The organism is Kocuria sp. KH4, from assembly GCF_053711175.1.
Genome location: NZ_JBSJYX010000080.1, coordinates 1 through 385, shown reverse-complemented (window position 1 = coordinate 385; position 385 = coordinate 1). Strand labels below are relative to the sequence as shown.

At 77.7% G+C, this 385-nt stretch carries 1 protein-coding gene; it reads right to left on the bottom strand.

Annotated elements, in window-relative coordinates; genetic code table 11:
• Positions 1-385: hypothetical protein (locus tag ACWCOM_RS18560; protein ID WP_454550213.1), on the bottom strand; the 385-nt coding region annotated here is incomplete at both ends.

Below are 385 nucleotides of genomic sequence, written 5' to 3'. Positions count from 1 at the left end.
GGCCGGCCGCACCGATTCCGGCCCCGGTCACGGCACCGAGAAGCATCCGCGCCGCCCAGCTGGTGCCGGCCGCGAGGCCTGCCAGCACGGCTGCGGCGGCCAGGACCGCGGCGTTGAGCGCGCACGGGACGACCAGGGGCACCAGGGCCGCTGCGGTGGCCCCGATCGGGAGGGTCCGTTCGGCGGCGGCCCCGGCGCGCAGATCACTCAGATAGGCCGTGCCGCGGCCCAGCCCGCGGTATCCCACCACCAGCCGCGCAGCCCAGCCGGCGAGCACCACGGTGTGGGCGAAAGCGGCCACCCGCACCACGGTCACCCCGAGGTCCACGGCCAGCCCGGCCCGCCACCGGCTGGTCCGCAGCGCGGTGAGCGAGGCGAACAGCAC